Annotated in this window: 21 protein-coding genes; 13 read left to right on the forward strand and 8 right to left on the reverse strand. The window is 52.1% G+C overall.

The window, feature by feature from the left end:
* Positions 1-98: 98 nt before the first annotated feature.
* The 3 genes from A1332_RS23385 (at position 99) to A1332_RS23395 (ending at position 3,906) form a co-directional block, all read left to right on the forward strand.
* Complete coding sequence (locus A1332_RS23385) at positions 99-2,306, forward strand: primosomal protein N' (RefSeq protein WP_064010798.1); 2,208 nt, start codon at positions 99-101, stop codon at positions 2,304-2,306.
* A 174-nt stretch (positions 2,307-2,480) separates the two neighbouring features.
* Positions 2,481-3,233 (forward strand): DUF5765 domain-containing protein, encoded by a 753-nt coding sequence (locus A1332_RS23390; protein ID WP_064010799.1) that lies wholly within the window; start codon positions 2,481-2,483, stop codon positions 3,231-3,233.
* 1 nt (position 3,234) lies between these two features.
* Positions 3,235-3,906 (forward strand): NAD(P)H-dependent oxidoreductase, encoded by a 672-nt coding sequence (locus A1332_RS23395; RefSeq protein WP_064010800.1) that lies wholly within the window; start codon positions 3,235-3,237, stop codon positions 3,904-3,906.
* Here the strand turns inward: A1332_RS23395 and A1332_RS23400 are convergent.
* The 7 genes from A1332_RS23400 to A1332_RS23430 form a co-directional block, all read right to left on the reverse strand.
* On the reverse strand, positions 3,903-4,454 hold the full coding sequence (locus A1332_RS23400; RefSeq protein ID WP_064010818.1) for a C40 family peptidase: 552 nt from the start codon (positions 4,452-4,454) through the stop codon (positions 3,903-3,905). The genes A1332_RS23395 and A1332_RS23400 overlap by 4 nt on opposite strands.
* A gap of 142 nt (positions 4,455-4,596) precedes the next feature.
* Positions 4,597-6,009 carry a hypothetical protein gene (locus A1332_RS23405; RefSeq protein ID WP_157204106.1) on the reverse strand — a complete coding sequence of 471 codons (1,413 nt, stop codon included), beginning with the start codon at positions 6,007-6,009 and terminating at the stop codon, positions 4,597-4,599.
* Positions 6,009-7,400 carry a bifunctional glycosyltransferase family 2/GtrA family protein gene (locus A1332_RS23410; protein ID WP_082879850.1) on the reverse strand — a complete coding sequence of 464 codons (1,392 nt, stop codon included), beginning with the start codon at positions 7,398-7,400 and terminating at the stop codon, positions 6,009-6,011. Before A1332_RS23410 ends, A1332_RS23405 begins: the two co-directional genes overlap by 1 nt.
* Before the next feature lie 99 nt (positions 7,401-7,499).
* The gene (dinB, locus tag A1332_RS23415) at positions 7,500-8,591 is read right to left on the reverse strand and encodes a DNA polymerase IV (RefSeq protein ID WP_064010802.1); all 1,092 of its coding nucleotides are present in this window, start codon (positions 8,589-8,591) and stop codon (positions 7,500-7,502) included.
* A gap of 6 nt (positions 8,592-8,597) precedes the next feature.
* The gene (locus A1332_RS23420; RefSeq protein ID WP_064010803.1) at positions 8,598-8,900 is read right to left on the reverse strand and encodes a DUF4389 domain-containing protein; all 303 of its coding nucleotides are present in this window, start codon (positions 8,898-8,900) and stop codon (positions 8,598-8,600) included.
* A gap of 7 nt (positions 8,901-8,907) precedes the next feature.
* Complete coding sequence (locus A1332_RS23425) at positions 8,908-9,927, reverse strand: DUF2333 family protein (RefSeq protein ID WP_064010804.1); 1,020 nt, start codon at positions 9,925-9,927, stop codon at positions 8,908-8,910.
* Between the two features lie 108 nt (positions 9,928-10,035).
* Positions 10,036-10,308: a YcgL domain-containing protein gene (locus A1332_RS23430; protein ID WP_064010805.1), complete on the reverse strand. Its 273-nt coding sequence runs from the start codon at positions 10,306-10,308 to the stop codon at positions 10,036-10,038.
* Positions 10,309-10,394: 86 nt separating this feature from the next.
* Between A1332_RS23430 and A1332_RS23435 the strand changes: the two genes are divergently transcribed.
* The 8 genes from A1332_RS23435 (at position 10,395) to A1332_RS23470 (ending at position 19,530) form a co-directional block, all read left to right on the forward strand.
* On the forward strand, positions 10,395-10,985 hold the full coding sequence (locus tag A1332_RS23435; protein WP_064010819.1) for a CPBP family intramembrane glutamic endopeptidase: 591 nt from the start codon (positions 10,395-10,397) through the stop codon (positions 10,983-10,985).
* Positions 10,986-10,994: 9 nt separating this feature from the next.
* Positions 10,995-11,462 carry a hypothetical protein gene (locus tag A1332_RS23440; RefSeq protein WP_064010806.1) on the forward strand — a complete coding sequence of 156 codons (468 nt, stop codon included), beginning with the start codon at positions 10,995-10,997 and terminating at the stop codon, positions 11,460-11,462.
* A 94-nt stretch (positions 11,463-11,556) separates the two neighbouring features.
* Positions 11,557-13,023, forward strand: coding sequence for an IMP dehydrogenase (gene guaB, locus A1332_RS23445; protein ID WP_064010807.1), 1,467 nt, complete (start codon positions 11,557-11,559; stop codon positions 13,021-13,023).
* Between the two features lie 80 nt (positions 13,024-13,103).
* Entirely contained in the window at positions 13,104-14,063 is a 960-nt protein-coding gene (locus A1332_RS23450) for a class I SAM-dependent methyltransferase (RefSeq protein ID WP_231890403.1), read from the forward strand.
* Positions 14,064-14,135: 72 nt separating this feature from the next.
* Positions 14,136-15,722, forward strand: a complete 1,587-nt coding sequence (guaA, locus tag A1332_RS23455) for a glutamine-hydrolyzing GMP synthase (RefSeq protein ID WP_064010809.1) — start codon at positions 14,136-14,138, stop codon at positions 15,720-15,722.
* A 1,179-nt stretch (positions 15,723-16,901) separates the two neighbouring features.
* The gene (locus A1332_RS23460; RefSeq protein ID WP_064010810.1) at positions 16,902-17,408 is read left to right on the forward strand and encodes an RNA polymerase sigma factor; all 507 of its coding nucleotides are present in this window, start codon (positions 16,902-16,904) and stop codon (positions 17,406-17,408) included.
* Positions 17,409-17,552: 144 nt separating this feature from the next.
* Positions 17,553-18,497 carry a FecR family protein gene (locus A1332_RS23465; protein ID WP_064010811.1) on the forward strand — a complete coding sequence of 315 codons (945 nt, stop codon included), beginning with the start codon at positions 17,553-17,555 and terminating at the stop codon, positions 18,495-18,497.
* Between the two features lie 367 nt (positions 18,498-18,864).
* Complete coding sequence (locus tag A1332_RS23470; RefSeq protein WP_157204107.1) at positions 18,865-19,530, forward strand: hypothetical protein; 666 nt, start codon at positions 18,865-18,867, stop codon at positions 19,528-19,530.
* A 127-nt stretch (positions 19,531-19,657) separates the two neighbouring features.
* Here A1332_RS23470 and A1332_RS23475 read toward each other — a convergent pair whose 3' ends face one another.
* Complete coding sequence (locus A1332_RS23475) at positions 19,658-20,158, reverse strand: septal ring lytic transglycosylase RlpA family protein (RefSeq protein WP_064010813.1); 501 nt, start codon at positions 20,156-20,158, stop codon at positions 19,658-19,660.
* A gap of 271 nt (positions 20,159-20,429) precedes the next feature.
* Between A1332_RS23475 and A1332_RS23480 the strand changes: the two genes are divergently transcribed.
* Both A1332_RS23480 and A1332_RS23485 read left to right on the forward strand, forming a co-directional pair.
* A complete protein-coding gene (locus A1332_RS23480) occupies positions 20,430-21,731 on the forward strand; it encodes an NAD(P)/FAD-dependent oxidoreductase (RefSeq protein WP_064010814.1) in 1,302 nt (433 codons plus the stop codon).
* A gap of 25 nt (positions 21,732-21,756) precedes the next feature.
* On the forward strand, positions 21,757-22,278 hold the full coding sequence (locus A1332_RS23485) for a YcxB family protein (RefSeq protein WP_064010815.1): 522 nt from the start codon (positions 21,757-21,759) through the stop codon (positions 22,276-22,278).
* Positions 22,279-23,156: the final 878 nt, after the last annotated feature.

Consider the following 23,156-nt stretch of genomic DNA (forward strand, 5'->3'; position numbering starts at 1 on the left):
GCCTATCCACAGAGTTATCCACAGCTTTTGTGGGTAACTCAGATTCCTCAATCCTGTTAACGACTTAGCGACCTAATATCAAAAAAACATCACAAGACATGCCTAACTGTGACACTCCCGGCAATTTAATTTTGAAAGTTGCTGTGCCAGTTCCGCTGGACCGGTTATTCGATTATCTGCCGCCGGTGGGCGTTAGTTGGCCCGAATTGCAAGCAGGTGTCAGAGTGTTGGTACCCTTCGGTAAGCGTCAGCAAGTGGGGGTTTTGATGGCTGTCGCGGACAACTCCAGTGTCCAGACGAATAAACTCAAACCGGCTATCGCCATTCTGGATACCGACCCGCTATTGTCCGCAACCGATATAGGCCTATTGCGCTGGGCCGGCCGTTACTATCACCACCCGCTCGGCGAAGTGCTGGCCGCGGCGTTTCCGGTGGCCTTGCGTCAGGGCCGGCCGGCCTTATTGCAACGGCAACCCTGTTTCGGCCTCAGCCCGCAGGGGCAATTAATATCCCCGGAACAGTTGCGCCGCGCGCCCAAACAACAAGCGCTGCTGGCCTTATTGCAAACTACCGGTAGTGCGATGACCACGAGCGCGCTCAGCGCCTATAAGCCTGCGCTGAAAGCCTTGCTCGATAAGGGTCTTGTGATGGAACAAAATCCTGTTCCTGGGATTGCAGCAACCCTTACCAAGACCGCTTTGTCGGCCAATCCGGAGCAACAAACGGCTATCGCTGCGGTCATCGCCAATCTGGGCCGCTTTGCCGTATCCCTGTTAGAGGGGGTTACCGGTAGCGGCAAGACCGAAGTGTATATGCAGATCATCGCCAAGGTGTTGGAGCAGGGCAAGCAAGTCCTGGTTTTACTGCCGGAAATCAGCCTGACGCCGCAACTGGAGCAGCGTTTTCTAAAGCGTTTTGCGGTCAACATGGTATCCACGCATTCGAAATTAACCGATAACCAGCGTTTGCAAGCCTGGCTATGCATGCAGCAAGGCGAAGCGGCGATTATGCTCGGCACCCGTTCCGCGCTGTTCACGCCAATGCCGCGCCCCGGCCTGATCATTCTCGACGAAGAGCACGACAGTTCGTTCAAACAACAGGAAGGATTTCGCTTTTCCGCGCGGGATGTCGCCATTGCCAGGGCCAAGGGTTTAGGCATCCCGGTATTACTGGGTTCGGCGACGCCGTCGCTGGAGAGCATGGCGAATGTCGCTCAGCGCCGCTACCAATTGCTACATTTGCCCAATCGGGCCGGCAACGCCACTGCACCGAGTTTTCAGCTAATGGATATTCGCAATAAAAGGATGCAAGCCGGCCTGTCCGAGCCGTTGCTGGCGGAAATCCACGCCACCCTGACCAAGAAGCAACAAGCGCTGATTTTTCTTAACCGGCGCGGCTATGCGCCGGTGCAGATTTGCCATGGTTGCGGCTGGGTCTCGCGCTGCCGGCGTTGCGACGCCAATCTGGTGATTCACGCCGCCGACCGATTGCTGCGCTGTCATCACTGCGGCAGCGAGCAGCCTTTGCCCAAGCAGTGTCCGGCCTGTAAAACCGGCGAATTACAGGCGCTGGGTTTGGGTACGGAACGTATCGAACAAACCCTGGAAGCTTTATTTCCAGACAAGACGGTCGTGCGGCTGGATAGAGACACTACGCAGCGCAAGGGTTCGCTGGAACAGTATCTGGAGCAGATTCAGGATGGCGGGGTCGATATTATTCTCGGGACGCAAATGCTGGCCAAGGGCCACCATTTTCCGGGCGTGACGCTGGTAGCGATTCTGGATATAGACAGCGGTCTGTTTAGCATCGATTACCACGGTAGCGAAAGACTGGCGCAGTTAATTGTGCAGGTGGCGGGCCGAGCCGGTCGGGCCGATCAACCCGGTAAGGTGATATTGCAAACCCGCCATCCGCAACATCCTTTGCTGGATACCTTGCTAAGCAAGGGCTATCGGGCTTTCGCACAAAGCGCGCTGCAAGAGCGGCGGCAGGCCGGCTTGCCGCCGTTTGGTCATCAAGCCTTGCTTAGGGTGCAAGCCGGCAAAGCCGAGGAACCGCAACAGTTTTTACAGGCGGTTTGCCAGAAAATCAGCGAGCTAAATCCCGGCAAAGTGCAGGTCTTGGGGCCGGTGACGGCGCCGATGGCCCGGCGTGCGGGCTTGTTTCGTTACCAGTTGCTATTGCAGAGTCCGCAGCGTAAAGAGCTGCATCATCTGCTGGATAGTTTGTTGCCGGCCATTTATGTCTTGAAGGTAGCCAAAAAGGTGCGCTGGTCGCTGGATGTCGATCCGGTGGATTTGTACTAGTCTGATCCGCCAAAATCCGGCGATTTAGTCCGGTTTATGTAATAATTCCCGCCCTTTACAACGGATCGTAGCAAAACCCATAGACATCTGAATCAGTACATTAAGCGCCGTTGGATTGCACGGTTACAAACTAGATGCCTATGCCTATAACTAAAATAAAGAAGGTATTTTTCAATGTGTTGGAGTGGAGAAGCGTCAGGCGTGTTGGCTGCCGCAGGTTTAACGACCGCTGTTTACGTGGCCTACAAAGGCGAATCCAAGGAACTGTGGATTCCATTAACCTATTTTGCCTTGATGGAACTGTTGCAGGCATTAACGTATGTGTACATCAATTTGTGCGATAACCCGAATAATCAGGTGTTAACCCTGCTCGGTTATCTGCATATTGCTTTCCAGCCGTTTTTCGTGAATATGGTGGCGATGTACTTCATTCCGGAAAGCGTCAAACTGAAGATCAGAACCACGGTTTACACCCTGTGTGCGATCAGTTCGCTGGCGATGTTGATCAAAATGTATCCGTTCGCCTGGGCCGGCGACTGCGTCCCAGGCACCGAGGGCTTTTGCGGTGTGCAAACCTGCTCGGTTTCCGGCGATTGGCACATCGCTTGGCAAATGCCTTTAAACGGTTTGATGTCGCAACCCGTGACTTGGCTGCTGGGTTTCAACTGGGGCTTGCATGCGTTTTCGTATATCTTGGCGGCGTTTTATCTGCCTATCATGTATGGCTCCTGGCGCTTTGTGGGTTTCCATTATTTGATCGGGCCCTGGATTTCCGACGTCACCACCAACGATCCTAACGAGTATTGCGCGGTATGGTGTTTGTTCTCGATCGCGCTATGCGTATCGGTGATCAAAACTCCGATCCGCAAGCATTTGCATGTGAAGAAATGGCCGTTTTATCAACGTGAAGTAGGCGACAGCTTATAAGATGACTATCAGTAAACAGGACATTCTCGACGCGTATCAATTTCGTCACGCCTGTAAGGAATTCGACGCCGAGTGCAAAATCGCCGGCGCGGATTTCGATTTTATTTTGGAAGTTGCCAGACTCTCGCCCAGCTCCTTTGGGCTGGAGCCTTGGCAGTTTCTGGTCGTGCAAAACCCGGATTTACGGGAAAAACTCCGGTCTGTTACCTGGGGCGGACAAAAGCAGCTACCTACTGCCAGCCATGTGGTGTTGACCTTGGTGCGGAAAAGCCATTTCATGCGCTACGACAGCGCCTATCTGCAACATATCATGCGCAACGTGCAGCAGTTTCCGGAAGACATCATCAGCTTGCGTAGCGGCTTGATCGAGAAATTTCAGCGCAGCGATTTTGACTTGCTGGGTTCGGAACGTGCTCTGACCGACTGGGCGACCCGGCAAACCTATCTGCCGCTGGCTAATATGATGACGGCGGCAGCGATGATAGGGATTGATTCTTGTCCGATAGAAGGTTTCGAGCGCGGGGAAGTAGAGCGGATCTTGGCGGAAAACGCCGATGTGAATTTAGAACACTGGTCAGCAGCTTATATGGTGGCGTTTGGATACCGGAAAAATCCGCCGGCGCGCCCGAAGACTCGGCAAGGACGCGATGCCGTGGTGCGCTGGCTGGCTTAGTTTAAACGGCAGCTTGGGTTGTCGCTGTCGTTCAGCGACAGGGAATAACGCGCCACGGGACGGCGCACCCCGATAAAGCGCTCCCGCCAATACGGCTGCCTGAGGTCGGACACCATCACTTGGCCGGTCCGGCTACTGGGCGCATGCACGAACTGCTCGCCGCCGATGTAAATACCGACATGCGAAAACGGCCGTTCAGTGGTGAAAAATAGCAAATCGCCTGGCTGTCTTTGCTCAGGTTGCACCGCCGGCAATTGCCGAGCCAGCGACTGAGTGTCGCGCGGTAGGCGCACTCCCTGGCGGTTATAAACGTAATACACCAAACCGCTGCAATCGAAGCCCTGGCTAGGCGACTCCCCCCCATACACATAGGGTGCGCCTTGCAATTGCAGTGCATCTTTGGCGGCAATCCGGTTGCCGCCTTCGGAAGCCGGCAATACCGTCAGCGGTGCTTTTTCCTTACTGGCGCAGCCGGTCAGCTGGCTAAGCAAGATAGCCGCCAATATCTGACCCAGCAATAATAAAGCGCGGCGGTAAGATAGACACATAGGCATCGGCGTTATCGGTAACAAATTCATCAATTTGCATATTATAGACAGGCTATTCGCCGCTCGCTCGCTGTTTATCGCCAACAAGCAATGCTTGCAACTACCCAGGCAACACTAACTCTCCAAGATCAACAGCAGGAGATCATGCGGGTTTTGCCATCCAGGGGCGCGCCAGCAGCAGGAAACTGAGCAAGCTGCAAAAAACCATGTAGTGCGAGTAGCGAAAGTCGGGCGATGGCGCCGCCAACATCAAACCCAACTCATGCAGGATGGCGCTGGAAGTTAGGCAAATGACCTCAATGTTGGCTGTTACTTGGCGAAACACAGCGGCAAAAAATAGATAAATTGTCAGTAAAAAATAAGGCCAGGGTTGAAAAAACCAGTATTCGACATACTTGGTCATACCTGCCTCAAGCTGCTCTTGTAATCTGGTGGCTTGAGGATGGGTGCCATAAACGTGCTCTAAATCGCTGGGAAAATCTTTAGCCATCATCACCGGGCTCCAACTGTTATCCGGCACCAAACCCAGAACATATTTCGACACCGCCAAGCGGTGACGCGCCCATAAAACCGGCTCAGCGAGTATGGTGTGTATCCACAGCTTATGCAGCGTTTGCCTTTGCTGGTCTGAGAGACTGGCAAAGCCATGGATCTGCGATTCCATCGAATTTTTCGGCAACTCTAACGTGGGCGGCTTAGTCCGGAAAATTTCCCGCCAATACATAGGCGTATAGGCTTTTAGCAAAGGCTCGACTGAGCCACTTGAATTCAAGGTGCCGGCCAGTTGGTCGAAAATAGCTTGTTGCCGGCCTTTATCGTCTAGCCGTTTGATAACACCGGCCATATCAAATGAGGCGTTGGCCACCCAAGGATAGGTATGTCTATCGGCTAGCCGGTTGTTTATCGCTCCCGTGGCTAGAAATAACACAAGAGCAAGCGCCGCGCCGGGAATTGCCGCGCGTACCAAGCCGAATACGCTATGTTTTGGATATAAGCGAAATATGGCAAAGCTGAGTATGGGTATTGTGGCGAAAAATGCATTGTGTCTGATCAGGATGGCTAACCATAAGACAAATACCGTCAGTGCGAATAACAGCAGCGCCAACCGTGGGGTTTGCTTGTTATGGTTTTTTATATGTCCCGCCATGCCGAAAGCAGTGAATAGTGCGCCCCACATCAGGATGTCTTTCAAAATCCCGCCGCTGATACCGAACAAGGGCGGTAAAAATAATAAAACGCAAAGCAATGGCGCGGCAACCTTGATGCCATAGGGTTTAAAAAAGGCATGAAAGGTCAGATATACGCCTATCCACACCAAGCCAAGTTGTAGAAACAACATACCCACCGGCCCAGGCATCAGGCTATCGGTGAAACGCCAAATAATCGCCATTAACGGCGGATGCCAATCGGAAAAGCGGCCTTCGCGCGCTTCGAGGATTTGATTGACTGCGTCGTAACACATGAAACCCGGGTACATGATGCCGAAATGGATCAGGAATCCGCCGATGAACATCCATTCGATCGGCAACGTATGTATTCTTTGAGCAATTGTCATCAGGCTTGACGAATTTTTTTAAAAACGATTAAGCGTGAAGCCGAAAAATTTAACACCATTCCGGCCAATGAGCCTACTGCCACAGCCAATGCGGGATGCTGGTAAGCAAGGGGTACACTGAAAATCATCCACAAATAAGCGCCGTTGTTGGCAGTCCAACCCAGCATATTGGCCAACACATAACGCAGCCATTCGTGATGCATGGCGTGGTGGCTGGCGCCGAAGGTAAAGCGGCGGTTAAGCCACCAGGTAACGGTAACGGCAGCCGGAAAAGCCAGCATTTGCGCGCGTAGCGGTCCCATGTTTAGCACTAATGCTTCTACCAAGCCGGCATTCACAATATAACCAACTACACCAACCAGGCCGAAGCGCCACATTTGTCCGAGCAGATCATCGTTACCAGTAGTTAAAGCAGTATCGTCGGCAGACCGGCTAACGGCAGAATCGGCAAAAGCGTTTGGCACAAAGACCGGTGGCGGATATTGTAAATAGGTCAGCATGCGCAACTCTTTACGCCCGCGCGTCACCGTATCCAAAATCGTGCCGGTAAAAACGCTCAACGACGCCAGCAACATAATACCCATGGCAAGAAAGGCTGTCGGGAATCTAGGCACCAAGCCCGTATCCAGGTAAGTCACGATTACGGGCCAGATCAGCAGCAAAGCTAATGCCACCAGCAAACCGGCGAGCACCCCGAAAAACACCATGGGACGCTCATGTCTTACCAATCTGATAATCAGCATTAGAATGCGCCAGCCGTCGCGATACGTGCGCAATTTACTTTCCGAGCCTTCAGCCCGCCCCCGGTACTCGCCTTCGATATGCGCTGCCGGCATCGACAGCTCGAGCGTATGTACGGTCAATTCGGTTTCAATATCAAAGCCGGTGGACAGCGCCGGGAAGGACTTCACGAAGCGCCGGGAAAATACCTTATACCCGGAGAGCATATCCAGAATCCTATTACCGAAAATTTGCCTTACCACGCCGGTCAGTAGCCGGTTTCCGAAACGGTGTCCGCCCCTATATGCCGCATCGCCGGTTTCCCGGCGGATGCAATTCACCAGATCGTAAGGCCCGCTCATGGCCAACTTGATCATGTCCGGCGCCAAACTGGCATCATAGGTGTCGTCGCCGTCCACCATCAGATAAAAGTCGGCATCTATATCTCGGAACATACGGCGTACGACATGGCCTTTCCCTTGCTGGGTTTCATGGCGCACCATCGCACCCGCCGACCGCGCTTCGCTGACGGTGTTATCGCTGGAGTTGTTGTCGAACACGTAAATAGCGGCATCCGGCAAAGCCAGTCTGAAGTCGCTTACTACTTTGGCAATAGACACTTCTTCGTTATGACAGGGAATGAGGACGGCAATTTTTAACTGATTGAACATGTTTGGTAATTGAGCTTCCAATGAAAGAGAGTGAATGTATCAATACGGACTAGATTGGGGCAGGCCTGTTTCAGCGCACCCTATTAAGGCTAAGCTGCTTCAACCCAGGTCGAACAAATCCATTTGCCGATATTGGCGCAGGCGGCTGTCGCCATTTTCCAGACCGGATAGGGTAACGCCCAGTAGTCGCACTTTTGTGGTGCCGATGCCGGTATTTTTCAGTAATTCGGTTAATAGCAGTCTAGTAGTCGGGCTATCGCTGATCGGTTCCGCTAAGGTTCGTCCGCGCGTGATCTGCACGAAATTTTGATATTTGATTTTCACGGTCAGCGTATAGGCCGTCATCTGTTTTTCAGCCAATCTGACTAGGGCTTTTTCCAGCAAGTCTTGTAAATAACGCAGAATGGTGGTCAGGTCGGCGATGTCGTGATCAAACGTGGTCTCGATGCCCACCGATTTGCGGGCTCGATTGGCATTGACCTGGCGCGGATCAATACCCCGGGCAATATTGTAATAATGTTGGCCGGCTTTGCCGAAATGCCGCTGCAATTCCGCTAGCGGCAGTTGCTTTAGATCTTTGCCGGTAACGATGCCCAAATCATACATTTTCTGTTCGGTAGCGCGGCCGATGCCGTGAAACTTGCCGATAGCCAGATTTTCCACCAACGCCGGACCTTGTTCGGGCGTAATCAGATACAAACCATCCGGCTTGCCCAGGTCGGAGGCGATTTTGGCGAGAAATTTATTGTAGGAAATGCCGGCGGACGCCACCAACTGGGTTTGTCGGCGTATCTCCTGTTTGATGTGTTTGGCCAGCAAGGTCGCGGAGCCTTGATAAAGCTCGCTATCGCTAACATCGAGATAGGCTTCGTCCAGCGACAAGGGTTCGAAACGTTCACAGTAACGGGCGAAAATACTTCGGATAGTCTCGGAGGCTTCCCGATAAACATCAAAACGCGGCTTAACGAAAATGGCTTGAGGGCAGAGTCGATAAGCATGTGCGGAAGGCATGGCCGAACGTATGCCAAACTGGCGGGCTTCGTAACTACAGGTGGCGACTACGCCGCGCGAATCAGGCTTGCCGCCGACGATAATAGGTTTATGACGATATTCGGGATGGTCGCGCTGTTCAACCGCCGCATAAAACGCATCCATGTCGATATGGATGATTTTGCGCGGCGCTGCTTCCATGGAGGTTTACTGCTTGCCGAGCAATTCCAGTTTAGCGGTTTCGTTCCAATCGGAAAACGGAAACGGCAGTTGCTCGGTATTGAAGGTCAAAAACAGCAAGATATGATAATGGTAAGTAGACAGGCTACAGCCGAAGTTGAGGATGTTCGCGTTAACGTCGCCGGTGAATAGTACTGAGCCGACCTGCAACAAAATCACCAGCCACAACAACAGCTTCACCAAGCTGTCGATGGCGGCGAAAATCAGCATGAAAATGATGCGTTTCCAGGTCTCGATTTTTTTCAGATTTTCGTTAATTTGTTCCTGCATGATGGCATTAACCTCTGTTCATCACGTCCCGCAAGTCCAGCGCAGCGGCGTTGGCGCGGGCAATGTAGTTAGCCATCGCCAGCGAATAGTTGGCGAATATACCGAAGCCGTCGCCGTTCAATACCACCGGGCTCAAGGTTGGCGACAAGGCATTTTCCAAGGCTTGGATCATATTGTCCAAGGTGTTCATCGCCCGCTTATCCAACAAAATGTCGGAAAAGTCGTGTTTGATGGCTTTCAGAATATGTAATAACGCCCAGCAGGAGCCGCGCGCCTCGTAAAATACGTTATCGATTTCCATCCAGGGCGTTTGGCCGATGGTCGGCATATTGATGTCGATTGGATTGGATGGGTCGCCGTGGGTCGCACCGGAAAATTTGTCGGTACTGGCTGCCAAGCGGGTCGACAGACCGCCGAGTCGCTTGATTACAACCTCGGTATATTGCCACAGGTTATCCGCTCTGGAGTGGAACTGCGCGGCTTTTGAAGTGGAAGACGGGTTTTGCAGGCGAACCATGTACGCGTGCAGCGCTTCGATACCTTTTACGTATTCCGATTCGGTGGACGGCAAGGCCCAGGAGTTACGTTCGTAGTAAAAGTACGGTTCGGCTTTTGCCAAATCGGGATCTTCCGCGGATTGTGATTGGTCGCGGGCGAAATGGTTACGCAATGCAGTGGTGCCGTCGCGCAACATGACCAGCGCGCCGTACTCGAAGTTTTGAATGTTATCGCAAAACAGGCCAGGCGGAGCCACGTCGTTGGAGAGGTAGCCCCCCGATTTGAACAGAATCACGTCGGCGATATGCGCCAGCGTGTTGGCGTAGACGTATCCAATAGGCATCTGATCGGTATGCGTGACGTTCATCCGTTCGATCGCTTCGTCCTGAACGCTAAATTGCTCAGGCTCGCGGCTCCACCATTCGCCTAAGACCATCATTACAATCAGAACAACGCCTAACAGCGAACCAAAACCCCAAAGTATGCCCTTAGACTTTGCGTCTTCGTAAGCTAATGGATTATCTGACATGTGGTGCGTATCCTGGTCTGACTAAATAAGTGAGCAAAAACCGTGCTTTCCGATAAAGATTTTTTGTGAGCATGTTAGCACGGATATACCAATATGGCGCGCGCGATTTCAGTGCAGTTGCTTGTCCAGCGACGTTGGCATGGCGCTGATCAATGTCGGCGGCAATTGTACGAAAAAGCCTTTGCTTTGCAGGCTGGCAATTACTTTTTCCGGATTTTCCCTGGCTAATTTGCGTTCCGGGGTCAATTGCAGCTCCATGACAAATGTTAAGCGGCCAAGGCTTTTGAACAAGGCTTCCGGCACGGCGGAAAAGTCGTCTTTTTTATCCAGATACAAATAGAGTTCGTCTTTTTTAAGGCTTTTATAGATAAAACATTGCATGATGATGACCCATGTTCGCTAATGCTGCCAATTCTAATGGTTTTTGTTTAGAATTTTCAGCCCCCGTTTACCTAAAGCCCAATGCCATGGAAAACCAGCCCGCCGCTTCAAACGCTTTTTTCAGGATTGCCTGCTATTTCGAGGGTTCTCTTGCTGTATTGGCGCTGGCTCTAGGTTGGCTAGCCGATCTCGATCCATTCGCCAGTTTGGAGTTCTCCGAGTCGGCATTGGGTATTGGCTTATTAGCAACCGCGCCGTTGCTGGTACTGTTTTTTGCGATGCAACAGCTGAGCTACCCGCCGATTCAAAAGATTCGCGAATTACTGCTGGAAACCCTGGGGGCCAGACTTGCATACAGGCATTGGACCGATTTACTGATACTGGCTGCTATTGCCGGTTTTGCCGAAGAGGCGCTGTTTCGCGGGTTTTTACAGCCCTGGCTGGAAAATGGCTGGGGCGCGAGCGTAAGCTTGTGGGTTAGCAATCTGTTGTTCGCATTGGTGCATGCGGTCACGCCGCTTTACGCGGTTTTAGCCATGTTGATGGGCTTGTATATGGGGGTGATGTTGGACTATGGCGGCGAACGCAATCTATTGGTGCCCATGGTGATTCATGCTGTTTATGATTTTGTGGCGTTTGTTGTTATCCTCCGCGATTACCGCAACCGCACGAATTAGGAGTTATCGATGTCCGCTCAAGCCCAGTTATCAGCCGCCGATCTTAGGCCGCATTGGCTCGTCTGTGCCGCCATGCTCTTGACGGTGCTGGGCTATAACCTGGTCTGTCATTTGTGGGCCGACGAACTGCAAATAGGGATTGACGAAGCGCAGCGAGTACTGATTAGGAGTGTGCTCTACGGTCTGGCGATTTTGCTGTTTCCGTTCACCAAGCTGCTGCGGCACATCCTGCTGCGGCTAAACCAGACCATGCCGGGCCCAAAAACCGCCAGGCAACGCTATCTGTTGACCATCATCATCACGCAAGCTTTGATCGAGTTTGTCAGCTTGTCCGGTTTGGTAATGTTTATTTTGGGCGATGGATTTAACACTTTATATATTTTCAGCGTGATGGGCGTGCTGGGTATTTTCCTGCATAAGCCCAATCCCAGCGAATATTTGACCATCGCGGCAGCGCTCTCAATCGAAAACAAATAGAGACCTAAATACCATTGACTATTTCCGATTTTTCGGAATGCGGGTTAGGTTGTACAATGGCTGGCTTATTTACGATTAGCCACCCGGTGTGATTATGCAAATCATTCAAGAAGCTCTCACCTTTGACGATGTTTTATTGGTGCCCGCCCACTCAAGCGTACTCCCGCGCGAAGTCGAACTGAAAACCCAACTGACCCGCAAAATTAGACTGAACATTCCGCTGGTATCCGCCGCGATGGATACGGTTACCGAAGCCCGCCTGGCTATTGCAATTGCTCAGGAAGGTGGCATCGGCATCATCCATAAAAATATGACTGTCGAGCAGCAGGCGGCGGAAGTCAGAAGGGTAAAAAAATACGAAAGCGGCGTGATCAAAGATCCGATCACCGTTTCGCCTAACGTCACGGTTCGCGAAGTGATGGAATTGACCCGCGCTAAAAATATCTCCGGCGTACCTGTGGTTGATGGCGAAGAATTGGTTGGTATCGTCACCAGCCGCGACCTGCGTTTCGAGACCCGACTGGATATGGCCGTCAGCCAAATTATGACGCCGAAGGACAAGCTGGTTACCGTCCACGAGTCGTTTAAACATAAAGAAGTCATCGACTTATTGCACAAACACCGAATTGAGAAAGTGCTGGTCGTCAACGACGCCTTTCATTTGCGCGGCATGATTACCGTCAAGGACATCCAAAAAGCCAAGGATAACCCGCAAGCCTGCAAGGACGAACAGGAAAGGCTGATTGTCGGCGCAGCGGTCGGTACCGGTGCGGATACCGGAGAACGGGTTGGCGCGTTGGTGGAAGCCGGTGTCGATGTCATCATCGTCGATACCGCTCACGGCCATTCCCAGGGCGTACTGGATAAAGTACGCTGGGTAAAACAAAACTTTCCGCAAGTTCAAGTCATCGGCGGCAATATTGCTACTGCCGCAGCCGCATTAGCATTAGTCGAAGCCGGTGCCGACGGCGTCAAGGTCGGTATCGGTCCTGGCTCTATCTGCACCACCCGGATCGTAGCCGGTGTCGGTGTTCCGCAAATCACGGCGGTGAGTAATGTCGCCGATGCGCTGAAAGGCAGCGGTGTGCCTTTAATCGCCGATGGCGGTATTCGTTATTCCGGCGACGTGGCCAAAGCCTTGGCGGCCGGCGCGCATGCGGTGATGCTGGGTGGATTGTTTGCGGGTACGGAGGAAGCGCCTGGTGAAGTGGAGTTATTCCAGGGCCGCTCCTACAAATCCTATCGCGGCATGGGCTCCTTGGGAGCAATGTCGCAGCAGCAAGGCTCCAGCGACCGCTATTTCCAGGAAGATACCGAGCAAGTCGAAAAATTGGTGCCGGAAGGCATAGAAGGCCGGGTGCCCTACAAAGGCAGTGTGCTGGCGATTGTGCATCAGTTGTTGGGCGGCATCCGCTCCAGCATGGGGTACACCGGCAACAGCACTATTGCGGCAATGCATGAAAATGCCCAGTTTGTGCGCGTCACCAGTGCCGGCATGCGTGAAAGCCACGTTCATGACGTGACGATTACCAAGGAAGCGCCGAATTACCATATGAACTAAAACCGGTCACCGGTTTTTACTTATCAGGTCCGCGAATTTCGTGCGGACCTGTTTACCGAAAACAACCAAAATCCATCGCAATGTCCGAAACGTCCTCAACTCCATGCAATCTTTGCGGCGGCAACCACGTTGCCGTGTTATCCATGCGCAGCCGCAGCGGCGCAGAGTTGCGTACCGTGATCTGCAAGGACTGCGGGCTGGTCTGGAGCGATCCGTTTCCGCACGATCCTCGTCAGTTTTACGAAGAAGATTATCGGCTGGAATACAAAAACACGTATGCCCCCAAAGCCAAGCATATCTTGCGCGCCGGCCGGGTTGCGGTTACCAGGCATGAAAAAATCAAGCACTTGCTAGACAAGCCGCAAACCATGCTGGACGTGGGCACCGGCGGCGGCGAGTTTGCTTATTTAATTAAATCACTAGGGCACGACCTGCACGGCATAGAGCCTAACAAGGGTTATGGTCAATATTCGGCTGCACAGTATGATTTGAATTTACAGTTCGGCTTTATTCAAGACGCGCAGTTCGCAGAAAACAGCTTTGACCTAATCACCATCTGGCACGTACTGGAACACACCGAAGATCCATTTTTTGTGCTGGGCAAGTTACGCAGTCTGTTGAAAGCCGACGGTGTGTTAGTGGTCGAAGTTCCAAACATAGAAGCCACCTGTCAATCGCCAAGCAGCACCTTTCACGAGGCTCATTTGTACAATTTCAATTTGGCGACGCTGCGGCGTATGGGTGAAAAAGCTGGTCTAGTTGAGGATAGACATGTGTTTTCCGAGGACGGCGGCAATGTCACGCTGTTTTTCAAAAAAGCCGAGCCGGTCGCCGATCAAGCCGCCAGCTGGGGTATCCCGGAAAATGCCGAGCGGATCACTGCGATTGTGCGCGGCCATACCAATTTACGGCATTACATGCGCGCGGCTCCCTATTTACGGTTTATCAAACGTATGACTCGTTCGCTGTTCGAAAATCGGCACGTAAAAGGTTTCGAAAACAATAAAAGCCTGCTCGATCAGTTGTATAGAGGCTTGTAGTCCGCTCGTAATTTAGATTTTCCGGTGGGTACGCTAGTCAGCCCACCCTACATTTTTGAAAGGTTTCCCGTCATGCCATCCCACGCGACCAACATCCACTCCGACAAGATCCTGATTCTCGACTTCGGTTCGCAATACACCCAATTGATTGCCCGCCGCATCCGCGAAATTGGTGTGTACTGTGAAATCTATTCCTGTGATTGCAGTGCTGACGAAGTCAAAAACTTTGCACCAAAAGGCATTATCCTGTCAGGTGGCCCGGAAACGGTGACCAGCAGCGACACCCCGCGCGCGCCGCAAATCGTTTTTGAGTTGGGTGTGCCGGTACTAGGGATTTGCTATGGCATGCAAACCATGGCCGAGCAGTTGGGCGGCCGAGTGGAATCGTCCGATCACCGCGAATTCGGCTACGCGCAGATTCGCGCTCGCGGCCATTCCAAATTGTTACTAAACATCGAAGATCATGCTTCGCCGGAGGGGTTTGGCTTGCTGGATGTATGGATGAGTCACGGCGACCGCGTCGTTGAATTACCGACCGGCTTTAAATTGATCGCCAGCTCCGACGGCGCGCCGATTGCAGGCATCGCCGACGAAGACCTTAACTTCTACGCGCTGCAATTTCACCCGGAAGTCACCCACACCAAACAAGGCGGGCGGATTTTGAGCCGGTTCGTTTTGGAAATTTGCGGCTGCCAAGCCTTGTGGAATGCCAGCAACATCATTGAAGACAGCATCACTGCTGTGCGCGAAAAAGTAGGCAACGACCAAGTCATTCTCGGCCTGTCAGGCGGCGTCGATTCATCCGTAGTGGCGGCGTTACTGCATCGCGCTATCGGCGAACAACTAACCTGCGTATTCGTCGACACCGGCTTACTGCGTTTGCACGAAGGCGATCAGGTCATGGCGATGTTCGCGCAGCATATGGGCATCAAGGTGATACGCGTGGATGCCGAAGCCCGTTACATGGCCGCACTATCCGGCGTTAACGACCCCGAACAAAAACGCAAAATCATCGGCGGTTTGTTCGTGGAAATCTTCGACGAAGAAGCCGGCAAACTCACCGACGCCAAATGGCTGGCACAAGGCACCATTTACCCGGACGTCATCGAATCAGCCGGCGCCAAAAGCGGCAAGGCACATCTGATTAAATCGCATCATAACGTCGGCGGCCTGCCGGAAAACATGAAGTTGAAATTGGTCGAACCCCTGCGCGAACTATTCAAGGACGAAGTGCGCAAACTCGGACTGGAACTGGGCTTGCCTGCGGATATGATCCACCGCCACCCGTTTCCCGGTCCGGGCCTGGGTGTGCGCATCCTCGGAGAAGTGAAAAAACCATACGCGGATTTACTGCGTCAAGCCGATGCGATTTTTATTGAAGAATTGTACCGTCACGATTTGTACCACAAAGTCAGCCAGGCCTTCGCGGTCTTCCTGCCCGTCAAATCGGTGGGCGTAATGGGTGACGGCCGCAAATACGACTATGTTGTCGCCATTCGTGCGGTGGAAACCATAGACTTCATGACCGCCCGCTGGGCGCATCTGCCTTACGATTTCCTGGATTTGATCTCACGCCGAATCATCAATGAAGTGCCGGGCATCTCCCGCGTCACCTACGATATTTCCGGCAAGCCGCCCGCGACGATAGAGTGGGAGTAGTAACTTAAAATTAAAATGGAACTTTGAAAATGACCTCCGGTCTGTCTCATCGCGGAGCGTGAAAATTTGCTCCGTGTAATAGCTTATTCATTGTTTCTCCCAAGCCGATAGTCAATGGTTTTGACTATCGGTTTTTTTTTTGCGATGTGTGAACAATTTTGTTAGCTTTGCCGAAGTGGGGTTAACAAAAACGCTGCTTAACCGCTAATCTGTCCTTACTGGCAAATGTCGTCAATTCTCATAACAACCAGCAATTGTTGCACTCGGGTTTTAGCTGGCATGGGTTTGGCAGGGCCATCGCCTTGTCCATGTTGACAGTCCCTTTTCTTGAGTATTGAATTTTTCGTAATTGCGCTGCCCATTCAGGATTTGTTGGGGATGTTAACGTTGGTTAAAACTACAGAATAAGCAGCTAGCGTTTGGTGTAGGAATTGATAGGTATTTGATTACAGTTGCATGAATGATGGCAGGCATAGTTGGAATGTTTTTAGGTGGAAAACGGCTAGAGTATTTAGGCAAAAATGCAAGGGATTAATTTTAATTATTCACAAAAAACTACTTGACACTGCCGGCGGCCAAATAATGTCTGGCTGGAGGCTCCAATGCCAGCATATTGCTATGTAAGTTATTGATTTTAAATTATATAAACTCTTGTCTAAAATTGAGTCAATCTAAGCAAAGGCCCCAAAAATTAGGCATTTAGAGCGATGAAAAACTTTTTATCCACAATGTTATCCACAGCTTTTGTGGATAACACCATAACTTAGTTGCCTGTCAGACAGTTAGCTCCAAAAGCTATATTCCCGTTCAGGTTTTTGTCTTATTTCCGACACAGTCGCAGTTTGACTTGGCCTGGATCGTGTGGGTGCTTGTAAGGGCATCGCTACAGGGATGGAAGTATACGATTACAGTTTTAAATGTATTACATACATTTAACCTCAATCGTGTTGCTGTTGCTCGTTCTTGCTCGAATTTAAGTACTACCGATGCGGTAGATTTAAATTAACTATGTTAAATAACTTTCCTAAGCAGGGCATATACCGCATTGTTAAGGCCGTCCTGCTTCGGCAATATTGATCAATTTACCGCCAAATGCCCTAAATACCGGTATCGCACTGCTCTGGCATGAATCTTGGTTGTTCGCCCGTTTGTCGACACCAAAAACCGCATACCCTAACCATGAGCAATGCTCTCCACATCTCCCGCCTGATTGAGACTTACGACGAGGAATTGCGCCGGGTCATGTTTAGACGCTGTGGCTGTCTGGATACCGCCGCCGACATCGTGCAGGAAACTTACCAACGTATGTTTGCCGGCAATTTGTGGCAACAGGCCGATAACCCGCGCGCCTTGCTGCATCGCATTGCCGCTAATCTGGCTACCGATTACGAACGCCGTCGCAATACTCGTAATCAGTACTTAGAAAACGACGAAGCCGCTGAAGCATCCTTGCTGGTAAGCGACGGCATCGATCCTGAGCAAATCAATCTGGCGCGCGAGCGTTTGGACCGTTTGGTTGCGGCGGTCGATAGCCTGCCCGCCAAATGCCGGACGGTTTTCGTGCTGCGCAAATTCGAGGAGCTCAGTCATGCGGAAATCGCCCAACGTTTGGGCATATCCCGCAATATGGTGGAAAAGCATTTGCGTAATGCTTTAGCCGCCTTGCAAGAACTCGACGATCTTTAGCCGATTCACTCCTGTTTTCACGGGGTTATGCGTCCTATAATGGCAAGCCACCAACCCTGAACTGCACCCGATGACAATCTGTAGCCTTTATCGCTCACCTGGCGGGATGCGTTGCTCTATGTCGGCTCTAAACGGATATAGGCAATGAAAATCTCTGCCGAGATTAAAGCCGTAGCCCGCGACTGGTGGATCAGGCTGGATAGCGGCAAACTTAGCGCGACTGAACAGGCCGAGTTTAGCCGCTGGTTGGCCGCCGATCCCTTGCATAGTGAAGCTTATGCGCAGTTGCGTGAATTATGGGGAGCGCTGGATGCTGTAGCGCCAAGAATAGAGATTCCGGCCACACGCAAACCCAAACCAGCCTTTCATCCCTGGCAGTGGGCGCTGCCTGCATTTGCGGGCGGCTGTCTGGCCTTGTGGTTGTTTAATCCTTTGTGGACGATATTGCGCGCCGATTTTCATACCGGTTTCGGCGAGAGGCGTGACGTACATCTTAGTGACGGCTCGACGCTGCATTTGAACAGCAATAGTGCGTTGGATGTAAATATTGACGGCGCACAACGGCAATTAACCTTATTGCAAGGCGAAGCCTGGTTTGAAGTCAGCCCCGACAAAGCCAGACCGTTTCGGGTAAATACCGAGCATGGCAGTGTCACCGCGCTGGGTACGGCCTTTAATGTGCGGCTGCGTGACGGTAAAACCGAAGTTAGCGTCACTCAACATAGCGTGGCGGTAGACCTGGAGCAAGCTGATGGCAAAGCACTGCATACCGTAGTCGCCGAGGGCCAGCAAATAAGCTACAGCGCCGAATCCGGGCTGGGCAATTTGCAAAGTATCGATAGCCAGACCGTTACCGCCTGGCAGCGCGGCAAACTGGTGTTCGAGAACCGGCCCTTGGGCGAAGTGATTGCCGAGTTGAACCGCTATCATCGCGGTATTTTGCTTATCAACGATGCTGAACTGGCCCAACGCCGCGTCAATGGTGTGTTTCGTACCGACCAAGCCCTGTCGGTACTGGCGGCCTTGGAAACCTCTCTGCAATTGCGTTCCACCCGGTTTGGCGAATATCTAATCGTGCTGCACCGCTAAGCGACGAGTTGATAGATAGGTCCATTACGTGCGGTATCGGCGGCGTTTAACGCCTCCGGCAAATTGCCGTTTTGACCCGCTTGAGGGTTGTCGTCAGCTCATCGCTCAAATTATCCGCCGAGCAATCGGCCGAAAAATAAATTTCAAACACAGTGAACCTGGCGACTACTTGGCGGAATTGACCTCAGAATGCAGTTCACTTTGAGCGACTCCCTAAGTTGCCGCAAGACGGGGCTGCATTCGCGCTAGGCATTTGGTCAATGCCGACGCAACAGCAAATGTTCTTATGGAACAAAAACCGCAACTAACCGATGGCTTGCCGTTGGTTAGCTGCGCCTTATTGATCTTATCGACAGAGGATAGAAGTATGAGATTAAACATTGCAAAAACAGTAATTGCCGCCGTTTTGTTGGTCGGTGCGACGCAAGCGGACGCTAGTGTTGTTAATGACGCTGCCGGTGATTATCTGGCAACTTATTTCGGCAGTAAGACAGGCGATCTGGATGTGATCAGCGCATCGGTCACTTACAACCCGGCCAGCGACATTTTTCATTTCGAAAGCACATTTGCCGGTAACGTTGGCGGCTCGCCGTCCGGCTTTTACATTTGGGGCTTTGATCGCGGTGCCGGTACCGGGCGGTTTACGGCGAATGGTTTACCGAATGTGCTGTTCGATTCGGTCGTGCGTTTTAATATGGACGGGAGCGGCGCGGTGAATCTATTGGCGCCAACCTCTGGCAGTACCGTTTTGGCTGCCGGTACCGCCAAGATTCAGGGTAACCAAATGATAGCCGATATTGCCGGTAGTCTGTTGCCGTCTAACGGTTTCGCCAAGACCGACTACACCTGGAATCTCTGGCCGCGCGATGGTGCTCTGGCTGGCGGTTTTGGACAAATTTCCGATTTTGCCCCTAACCTCAACAATCAGGCTGTTCAAGTCGTAACGCTTCCCGGCGCATTCTGGTTATTTGGATCGATGTTTGCGCTGTTTAGGCTTGCCGGAAACGGCAAACACAGGCCTTGCTCGCTGTAGTGGATTAACGGTTTGCAAACCCGTTCCTGTCTTTTAGGTGCGGGTTTGCGGATTCTGGCTGGCTAATTGTTTCGACCGGGTTTGGTCGCGCAACTGCGCAAGCCAACACTCGCCTCACTGCCCATCCTTATTCAACACCGGACGGGGATGTCAAATAATTTACCTCCACTTCTGTCATCCCGCGCATGCCGATTTGCTTGGCCGCGCCTTGCGATAGATCGATCAATCGATTCGGGTTGAATGGGCCTCTATCATTAATCAGCACATCCACATAGCGGCCATTGCGTAAATTGGTGACGCGGACTTTCGACGGTATCGGCAAGGTTCTATGCGCCGCCGAAAAGCCCTGTGGATCAAAGCGGCTGCCGTCGGCGGTGCGATTACCCGATTCCGCGCCATACCAGGAAGCCAGGCCGGTTTCCCGATAACCATTAGCCGATGCCAGTGGATAATAAGTGACGCCTTTAACGGTGTAAGGCCTGTTGTAAGTGGCGTTGTTTTGATAGGTCGGCAGTTGGCCCTGCTCGGAAGGTCGCGGCGGCTCCGATGCGCAGCCCGCCAGAAGGCCAAGTAAAATCAACAAAAGGCCTGCATTGGCAAGCATCTGAACTAGTTGGTTTCGCGGCATTCGATAACTCCACAGGGCGAACTGTATTGGGCGCCTAAGCGCAGACAATATCTAATCATAATTTGAAGTTCTCGTTAAAATCCGTTCGCTTTGCCGGCACCTTTACAGGCATCACGCTAGCAGACCGCAGCCGTCGCGCGTCCATACCGTCAAAATCGGCCAGCCCGGACAGGTTTGGTTATAATGCCGGCATCAGGAAACAGACAACTAAGGCCGGGATAGCGAATTTCTTGTTTGCCTAGCGGCGAACAACACTTGAAGGGGAAGATACATGGCGGGTGAATTACATAAAATCTTGATTGTCGGCGGCGGAGCGGCGGGGCTGGAGTTGGCCACGGAACTGGGCCATAAACTCGGCAAAGCCGGCAAGGCGGAAATCACCTTGCTGGATGCCGCGTCCACCCATATCTGGAAGCCCTTGCTGCACGAAGTGGCGTCCGGCACGCTGGCCGAAGCCGAGGAAATCGAATATCTGGCTCAGGCGCATAGCAACCACTTCCGTTTCCTGTTCGGCAAGATGGAAGGTCTGGATCGCGCCAACAAAGAAGTCATCGTCAGCGCGATTACCAACAAGAAGGGCGAAGAGATCATTCCGCAGCGCCGCTTTAAATACGACACCCTGGTGATGGCGGTCGGTAGCGTCAGCAATACCTTTGGTATCAAGGGCGTGGATAAATACTGCCGCTTCATTGATACCACCAAGGAAGCCTTCCGCTTTCAAAAACAACTGGTAGAGACCTACTACATCCAGTCCTACGCCAGCCAAAGCCGCCAGCGCGACAAGCCACTGTCGATTGTCATCATCGGCGCCGGCGCGACCGGTGTGGAATTATCCGCCGAGTTGCACGAAGTGACCAAATTGCTGGCCACCTATGGTTTGGAAGGTTCGATCGACGTCAACATTACCATCATCGAAGCCGCCACCCAATTGCTGCCGGCCCTGCCGCCGCGCTTGTCGCAAGCCACCCAGGAGCAATTGATCAAACTCGGCATTCAGTTAAAACTGGGCCGTAAAGTCACGGAAGTGACCGAAACCGAAGTCCACACCTACGACGGCGAAGTGTTCGATGCGGATTTAAAAGTCTGGGCGGCCGGCATCAAGGCGCCGGATTGGATGAAAAATCTGGACGGTTTGGAATCCAACCACATCAATCAATTGGTGGTTGATCAGACCTTGCAGACCAGCGATCCCAATATTTTTGCCATCGGCGACTGCGCTGCGTGCGAATGGGTCGGCCACGGCGGCAACGTGCCGCCGCGTGCCCAGTCCGCGCACCAAATGGCCTCCACCGTGGCCAAAACCATCGTCAACCGCCTGAAAGGCAAACCGGCCGTGCCCTTCGTGTATCGCGATTACGGCTCCTTGGTGTCGCTGGGTAAATTCAGCACCGTCGGCAGCTTGATGGGTAGTTTGATGGGCACCGTAAGCGTCGGCGGCTTTATAGCTTATGCGGTGTATTTGTCCTTGTACAAAATGCACCAAGTGGCCATCCACGGCTACTTCCGCACCGCCATGTTGACCTTATCCAATTTGTTCCGGCGCAGTACCCACGCCAAAATGAAAATGCACTAACCCACAACTCCATTGAGCGATACACATGTTAGAAATCGAATACGAATTCCGCGAAGAAGACCTGGTCCACTTTAATGAGGAAAGGCTGAAAAAAGACCCGGAAATGCAGAAAAAAATCCGCCAAAACCGCATCTTCGCGCCCGGCGTGATGATGGCGATTGGTTTGTTTTATTACGTGTACTACGTGGATATGACCACCACAGCCTACATCACCATCCTGGCGCTGGCTTGGTCATTTGCCTCGCCGTTTATCATGAAAATGGATTTACGCCGGCAGTTTTTCGATAAATACACTGAAGCGGAAAAAAAGGCTTTATACGGCATTCATTGGCTGAGCATCGAACCTGAATTCCTGCAAGAACGCGCCCCCGGCGGCAAGAGCAAAACCCCGTGGAAAGACATGTTGCGGGTGGAGAAACATAAAGACTACGTTTACATCTATGTGGATATCGATGCGGCAATCGTAATTCCGCGCGCGACGATTAAGAAAGGCGATTTGAAAGCGTTTGCTAAGCAGGCTGAGGGGATGATTGAGCGAGCTGGATAATGGTATTTGGGAGACCTCGGTGAATGATGGAGACGTAACGCATTGGAGCAACTTGAAAGAACGAAGAGGTACCTCAAAAGGGTGGAAGAGATTTACACGGGTATCTTTTCTTCATCGGGTCATGACAAGGAAGCCTACGATGATGATGTGATTTCATTTTTCATTCATTGCTACCACGTAAGAGACTGGATTATTCATCTCAACAAGATGGGTGTCACGGCACGACAAGTAGACCGCTATATAGACGAACACCGGGCGTTAAGAATTTGCGCCGATCTAGCAAACGGGTCGAAACACTGTAAATTGACTCGTTCTTTGCGCAACGATTGCCAACCTCACATAGCAGGCAAAGAACGGCGTACATCCAGTTGGCTTACAGACAGTGGAGGGGGAGAAGTAATGAAGTGCAAGTACACAGTTCTGAGCAAAACGGAATTTGTCGATGCCTTAGAACTTGCAACAGAGTGTGTTCAACTATGGGAATCATACGTACGCGAATTAGCCGTGTAGATAACGATTAGCGTCAGCGTAATCGTACGAAAGCCATGTAGGGTGGGCACGGTTTTTGTGCCCACGCGGTCAATAGGCTTTTGTGTTTGGTGTCGCTAACGCGACGGCTGGTTTTAATGTTGGGTCTCGGCCCGACAGCCGAGATACTTTCGCCACGAAAACCGTCCGTGGTTTTCGCCCTTCGGGCCAGCCTACCGGCTGTTCAAATTCGCTCCAGGCGAATTTGTGCATCGCCAAAAGAAAGTATCCAAAGAAAAGGCGACCCGGATGCCGCTTAAATCGCTCGGCACATCCCTGTGCCTCGCCCTTCGGGTGCGAAGCAATCGGCTATCCTGCCGATTTGTCCTGCGCTCCTCGCTTTTGAACGG

The sequence above is a fragment of the Methylomonas methanica genome (genome assembly GCF_001644035.1).
Taxonomy (GTDB): domain Bacteria; phylum Pseudomonadota; class Gammaproteobacteria; order Methylococcales; family Methylomonadaceae; genus Methylomonas; species Methylomonas methanica_A.

What these genes read in the sequence shown, in the direction of transcription:
- A1332_RS23400 (WP_064010818.1), bottom strand. Translation starts at nt 4,454, where the DNA reads ATGTGTCTATCTTACCGCCGCGCTTTATTATTGCTGGGTCAGATATTG.
- A1332_RS23420 (WP_064010803.1), bottom strand. Translation starts at nt 8,900, where the DNA reads ATGCAGGAACAAATTAACGAAAATCTGAAAAAAATCGAGACCTGGAAA.
- A1332_RS23410 (WP_082879850.1), bottom strand. Translation starts at nt 7,400, where the DNA reads ATGTTCAATCAGTTAAAAATTGCCGTCCTCATTCCCTGTCATAACGAA.
- A1332_RS23425 (WP_064010804.1), bottom strand. Translation starts at nt 9,927, where the DNA reads ATGTCAGATAATCCATTAGCTTACGAAGACGCAAAGTCTAAGGGCATA.
- guaA (WP_064010809.1), top strand. Translation starts at nt 14,136, where the DNA reads ATGCCATCCCACGCGACCAACATCCACTCCGACAAGATCCTGATTCTC.
- A1332_RS23385 (WP_064010798.1), top strand. Translation starts at nt 99, where the DNA reads ATGCCTAACTGTGACACTCCCGGCAATTTAATTTTGAAAGTTGCTGTG.
- A1332_RS23430 (WP_064010805.1), bottom strand. Translation starts at nt 10,308, where the DNA reads ATGCAATGTTTTATCTATAAAAGCCTTAAAAAAGACGAACTCTATTTG.
- A1332_RS23405 (WP_157204106.1), bottom strand. Translation starts at nt 6,009, where the DNA reads ATGACAATTGCTCAAAGAATACATACGTTGCCGATCGAATGGATGTTC.
- A1332_RS23460 (WP_064010810.1), top strand. Translation starts at nt 16,902, where the DNA reads ATGAGCAATGCTCTCCACATCTCCCGCCTGATTGAGACTTACGACGAG.
- A1332_RS23485 (WP_064010815.1), top strand. Translation starts at nt 21,757, where the DNA reads ATGTTAGAAATCGAATACGAATTCCGCGAAGAAGACCTGGTCCACTTT.
- A1332_RS23450 (WP_231890403.1), top strand. Translation starts at nt 13,104, where the DNA reads ATGTCCGAAACGTCCTCAACTCCATGCAATCTTTGCGGCGGCAACCAC.
- A1332_RS23465 (WP_064010811.1), top strand. Translation starts at nt 17,553, where the DNA reads ATGAAAATCTCTGCCGAGATTAAAGCCGTAGCCCGCGACTGGTGGATC.
- A1332_RS23470 (WP_157204107.1), top strand. Translation starts at nt 18,865, where the DNA reads ATGAGATTAAACATTGCAAAAACAGTAATTGCCGCCGTTTTGTTGGTC.
- A1332_RS23440 (WP_064010806.1), top strand. Translation starts at nt 10,995, where the DNA reads ATGTCCGCTCAAGCCCAGTTATCAGCCGCCGATCTTAGGCCGCATTGG.
- A1332_RS23475 (WP_064010813.1), bottom strand. Translation starts at nt 20,158, where the DNA reads ATGCCGCGAAACCAACTAGTTCAGATGCTTGCCAATGCAGGCCTTTTG.
- A1332_RS23435 (WP_064010819.1), top strand. Translation starts at nt 10,395, where the DNA reads ATGGAAAACCAGCCCGCCGCTTCAAACGCTTTTTTCAGGATTGCCTGC.
- A1332_RS23390 (WP_064010799.1), top strand. Translation starts at nt 2,481, where the DNA reads ATGTGTTGGAGTGGAGAAGCGTCAGGCGTGTTGGCTGCCGCAGGTTTA.
- A1332_RS23395 (WP_064010800.1), top strand. Translation starts at nt 3,235, where the DNA reads ATGACTATCAGTAAACAGGACATTCTCGACGCGTATCAATTTCGTCAC.
- dinB (WP_064010802.1), bottom strand. Translation starts at nt 8,591, where the DNA reads ATGGAAGCAGCGCCGCGCAAAATCATCCATATCGACATGGATGCGTTT.
- A1332_RS23480 (WP_064010814.1), top strand. Translation starts at nt 20,430, where the DNA reads ATGGCGGGTGAATTACATAAAATCTTGATTGTCGGCGGCGGAGCGGCG.
- guaB (WP_064010807.1), top strand. Translation starts at nt 11,557, where the DNA reads ATGCAAATCATTCAAGAAGCTCTCACCTTTGACGATGTTTTATTGGTG.